The sequence below is a fragment of the Nitrospirota bacterium genome (assembly GCA_016212185.1).
In the GTDB taxonomy this organism is placed as follows: domain Bacteria; phylum Nitrospirota; class Thermodesulfovibrionia; order UBA6902; family DSMQ01; genus JACRGX01.
This window is the reverse complement of the sequence record JACRGX010000015.1, coordinates 1-4,802: the sequence shown is the minus strand read 5'-3', so window position 1 is coordinate 4,802 and position 4,802 is coordinate 1. Positions and strand designations below refer to the sequence as shown.

At 42.2% G+C, this 4,802-nt stretch carries 4 protein-coding genes; 1 reads left to right on the top strand and 3 read right to left on the bottom strand.

Annotation, left to right across the window (positions count from 1 at the left end; genetic code table 11):
* A partial coding sequence (locus HZA10_01595; protein MBI5194996.1) for a tetratricopeptide repeat protein occupies positions 1-1,891 on the top strand: 1,891 nt, incomplete at its 5' end.
* Here the strand turns inward: HZA10_01595 and HZA10_01590 are convergent.
* The 3 genes from HZA10_01590 to HZA10_01580 all read right to left on the bottom strand — a co-directional run.
* A complete protein-coding gene (locus tag HZA10_01590) occupies positions 1,850-2,866 on the bottom strand; it encodes a hypothetical protein (GenBank protein MBI5194995.1) in 1,017 nt (338 codons plus the stop codon). The genes HZA10_01595 and HZA10_01590 overlap by 42 nt on opposite strands.
* Entirely contained in the window at positions 2,867-4,273 is a 1,407-nt protein-coding gene (locus HZA10_01585) for a DUF2318 domain-containing protein (protein ID MBI5194994.1), read from the bottom strand.
* On the bottom strand, positions 4,245-4,802 hold a 558-nt coding region (locus tag HZA10_01580), incomplete at its 5' end, for an ABC transporter ATP-binding protein (GenBank protein MBI5194993.1). The genes HZA10_01580 and HZA10_01585, both read right to left, overlap by 29 nt.

The following is a 4,802-nucleotide window of genomic DNA, read 5'->3' as shown; positions in this document are numbered from 1 at the left end:
TGTCACAGGCTATCATGCAGTCAATCTCATAATCCATATCATAAACGCATTGCTTGTGTACTGGCTGGCGCTGCTGACATTCTTTAGAGTGGCAAAGTGGCAAAGGGACAAAGTGGCAGAGGGGCAGGATGCACCGTCAACGGTTAACGGTCAACAGTCAATAAACTTAATTGCCCTGTTCTCCGCCCTGCTCTTTATCTCCCATCCCATTCAGACGCAGGCAGTCACTTACCTTGTCCAGAGGTTTACGTCACTTGCAACGCTCTTTTATCTCTTGAGTCTGGCGATGTATGTGAAATTCAGAATTCAGAACATAGAGCACAGAACACAGAACACAGACAAAAGGCAAAAAATCTTTAGTCTGTCATCTGTGTTCTGGTATCTGGGCTCTGTCTTTTCCGCTGTCCTTGCAATGAAGACTAAGGAAATTGCCTTCACACTCCCCATAATCATTGTACTTTATGAAATTTTCTTTTTTAGCAAGTCTCAAAACTCTGAAACTTCAGGCTCAATACAAAATTCCCCCTTGCCCCCCTTTGACAAAGGGGGAATAAAAGGGGGTTATTCACTGTTCACTGTTCACTGTTCACTATTCACGCATTACGCATCACGATTTTTCTTTCTTATTCCCTTTTTTCTTACAATGCTCATCATCCCTCTGTCTTATATCGGAGCTGACACTTCTGCCGGAGATTTGCTTAGTGATGTATCTGAGACAGCAAGGCTTCAGACCGATATGTCAAGGCTGGATTATCTCTTTACACAGTTCAGGGTAATTGTGACTTATATCAGATTATTGTTTCTGCCGTCAAACCAGAACCTTGATTATGACTATCCTGTTTATAATTCCTTTTTCAATCCAAATGTGTTCCTGTCGTTTCTGCTTTTATTGTCTATTTTGGGGCTTGCTGTTTATCTTGTTTACCGTTCAAAGTTTAAGGTTCAAAGTTCAACGTCTGTTGACTATTCACTGTCCACTGTTCACTGTTCACGCCTCACCGCCTTTGGCATTTTCTGGTTCTTCATAACCCTGTCTGTTGAGTCAAGTGTTATTCCAATTGAGGATGTAATCTTTGAACACAGGCTTTATTTACCAAGCATAGGATTAATAATCGCATTTGTCTCAGCCATTTTTTATTATATTCCTTATTTTTCATCCTTCAACCTTCAACCTTCATCCTTTTTCTCTCATCACGCATCACGGATTACGGTCTTACTACTTGCTACTGTAGTTCTTTCCCTTTCCATCGCCGCTTACCAAAGAAACGCCGTTTGGAAAGATGAAATGAGTCTCTGGACGGATGTAGTGAATAAAAGCCCTGAAAAAGCAAGACCTTATTGCAATCTTGCAGTCGCATATAACAATAAAAAACAACTTCACAAAGTCATTGAAAATTATACAAAGGCAATTGCCCTTAAACCAAATTATGCCTATGCGTACAATAACAGGGGTAATGCTTATGTAACTATCGGGTTCTATGATAAGGCGCTTGCGGATTTTACAATAGCCATTTCAATAAAACCTGATTTTGCAGAGGCATATAATAACCGCGGTATTTTTTATTCCAAAATCGGAAATTATGATAAATCCGTTGAAGACTATATAAAGGCAATCGCTATTAAGCCGGATTTTGCAGGGGCTTATACCAACAGAGGGAATGCCCTTGATGCAAGAGGTGAAACAAACAAGGCAATTGAAGATTACAATAAAGCGCTCACTATAAATCCCAAATATGGTGATGCTTATTTTAACCGTGGAATTACATATATGCGGATAGGCTTGCTGAGCAATGCAAAAAACGATTTTCATAATGCATGCAGCCTCGGCAACAGGGCAGGATGCACAGCTTTAAACAGCGGATTGTTTAAGCCTCAGCAAAAACCTGACTAACCATGCAGGGATGCCCGCAAAAACCAATAAAATCCCGTAAAGAATAATCAGGCGTGCCGAATCCTTAACCGCCTCAAGCTGCGCCCAATATGCAGGCTCAAAAAACTGCAATGTAAAATTATCAAAAATTATCCCTTCGCTTGATTCGCCCTCTTCAATAACCTTTTCACCTTTAAATACCTTAATCTTAAAAGAAAAGTTTTTTAGGTTAAACTGAGATGCATATACATTCCCTCTTTGAAAGGTTTTTTCAGGCTTCATGCTGACCAAAAACCTGTAAGGATACTGTGGAATTTTAAAGTAATCGCCGCTTCCGGGTGTAAGGATTTTCAAGGGCATGTAACCTTCGGCTTTTATATCACCGCCTTCTGAAAACCTTATGCCCGGGGCGAGTCCGAAATTAAGTATATGATAATAAGTGCCATTAATCTTTGAAGGCGGGAATACCCCTATTCCAGATTCCTTTGAAGAAAGTTCATCAATAATTATAAGCTTTGGCTCATATGCAAAGATGCCCCTTTCCATATCAATATCAAGAAATTTTTCCCTAAGTCCCGGCTTTATGCCAGTTACCCGGAAGCTTTTTGAACTCCATGGAGGCTTGATAACATCACCCTGTCCTATAATAATTTGTCCTGTTTGTCTCGTGCAGATGCTCAGGAAAAACCCGGTGAAAAAAAGAAGGGCGCCGGCAGGCAGTAATACCCATAAAAGAAACTGAACCATGCCTTTATTAAAAACACTCTTTGCCGCCCTGATTAGATTCAGATAGCCGCTGACCAAAAAAAGAAGGAACGGCGCCTGTATAAAAAGGTTTACCCTGACCCCGCTGATAAAACTGCCGAACGCCTCTTTAAGCCAGATTGCAGACAGGACATAATAAAAAATCCAGCACCCTATGACCCAGAGCAGAAATGCCTTCGACGATAAAATCCTTATCGGCGTCTTTATAATCCTGTATCGTGCATCCTGCATCTATTTTCCCTTCCCTTTATTGCTTCCTGCCGTTACAAATCCCCATTTTTTCAATATCTCGCTTAGTTCTATCTTTACAGACAATGCATCTACAGAAGTCTCAAGAGGAATGGGATTGCAACCGCCCGGCTCACTAAGCGTATCTATAGCAATCGGCGTGCCGCAATATATGCATACCACATGGTCTTCCCTCTGTGCATAACCCTCAGGAGGACATATCTCACATGCATCAAGACACACGGCAAGGGCGTTGCTGGATTTTTTGATTATTATTATTCTTATCTCATCCCCGTCATGTATCAATGAAAATTTATGCAGCAGGCCGTCTGTCAAATCCATTCCGGGCAGTGTCAGAGGGATAACCACAACCCCTTTGTCCGCAACAACCGGTCCTGGCTTCGGGTTGTAGAGCCGTGTGACCTGTTCACTCCCCTGCGAAAACCATGCAATCAGGATAAGGCATATAAAAAATATGACAGGCAATGCCTTTTTCCTCCTGTCGGAAAGCAGGAAAGATTTTATCTTCCTCCTCTGTGCATTTGTCTGCGCCTCTGGCTCGGGCAGCGGCTTAAACAAGCTGTGATAAATAAACATCAAAGGAAAAAGGAGCAGGAGTATTAACGATGCTATGGAAGCGATGTTAGTGCCGAAAAATATACCTATAAAGTTCCATGTGGTGGGCTTAAGCAGGGGATGGTCCGGCACCATCGCCAGCACAAGCGTCTGATGAATTATGTCATGTATAAACTTAATAAAACCCCTTTGCACAGAAGGGATAAGGGATAATTCCGCAATCCCCTTTATCCCCCCGCCAAGAAGCTTCACCATTGCAAGAAAAAGCAGTATCTGCGGGATGTCAAAAAAACTGCCTATCCAGTAAGGCTTATAAAACTTAACAACGGCAATAAATATCACAAGAGAAACAGCAAGTCCGATTAATGCATACAGATAAACGGTTGACGCCTTGTCTGCCATAAGGGCAATTTCTTTAAGATAAAAAATTATACCCATACTATCGGGTAAAAAAAATAAAACCGTTGAAAAAAATATAAGGACATTGGCAATTGCGGTTTCTTTAACTCCGACGGGAATAAACTTAGCCTCACTGTCTTTGCCGGGAAGGTCTCCTGACATATAAAGCAGCGCGGCTGCGCTTAAAATGAGGAAAATTGCAAAAGACATTGCAATAACATTGCCCAGATATTCCCTGGGAATCAATCCCTGCGGAAGGAAAAAAGAAGTAAGCAGTATCAGGCATACGGAAAGAAATCCGGCGTAAAAAGGTCTTATCAGATTTTTCTTATTATTTACGACAAGGTATGAATAAAAGACAAACCATACAATAAGCGCCTTGAATCCCTCTTTGAGTCCGACTAATTCAGCCCCGAGAAGCAATGAGTTCATCATTTTTTATATTTCCGTCTTCCATCGTTAAAATCCTCTGTCCCCACCCGGAAACAAAGGGGTCATGGGTAACAAGAATTATTGTAAAATGCTCTTCTGAATGAATTCCCTTAAGCAGTTCCAGCATTATCCGTGTATTCTCCCTGTCAAGGTTTCCGGTAGGCTCATCTGCCAAAAGAAGTTCAGGGTTATTTATCAAGGCCCTTGCAATGCAGACGCGCTGCTGCTCGCCCCCTGAAAGCTGGGAGGGCCTGTGCCTTAATCTGTGCGCGAGTCCTACGCGTTTTAATGCCTCCACTGCCTCTTTTTCATCCGCCATGCTGTGAAAGTACTGGGCCAGCATCACATTCTCAACTGCGTTAAGATAGGGTATCAGATGCGACTGCTGGAATATAAATCCTATTTTTTCCCGCCTGAATTTAGCCAGTTCATTTTCCGTGAGGCTGTTTATTTGCGTGGAGTCAATAATCACATCTCCGCCGCTCGGGTTGTCCAAGCCGCCGATGATGTTAAGAAGCGTGCTCTTGCCTGA

Excerpts from the sequence above, each read along its gene's own strand:
- HZA10_01585 (MBI5194994.1), bottom strand. The coding sequence starts at position 4,273 with ATGATGAACTCATTGCTTCTCGGGGCTGAATTAGTCGGACTCAAAGAG.
- HZA10_01590 (MBI5194995.1), bottom strand. The coding sequence starts at position 2,866 with ATGCAGGATGCACGATACAGGATTATAAAGACGCCGATAAGGATTTTA.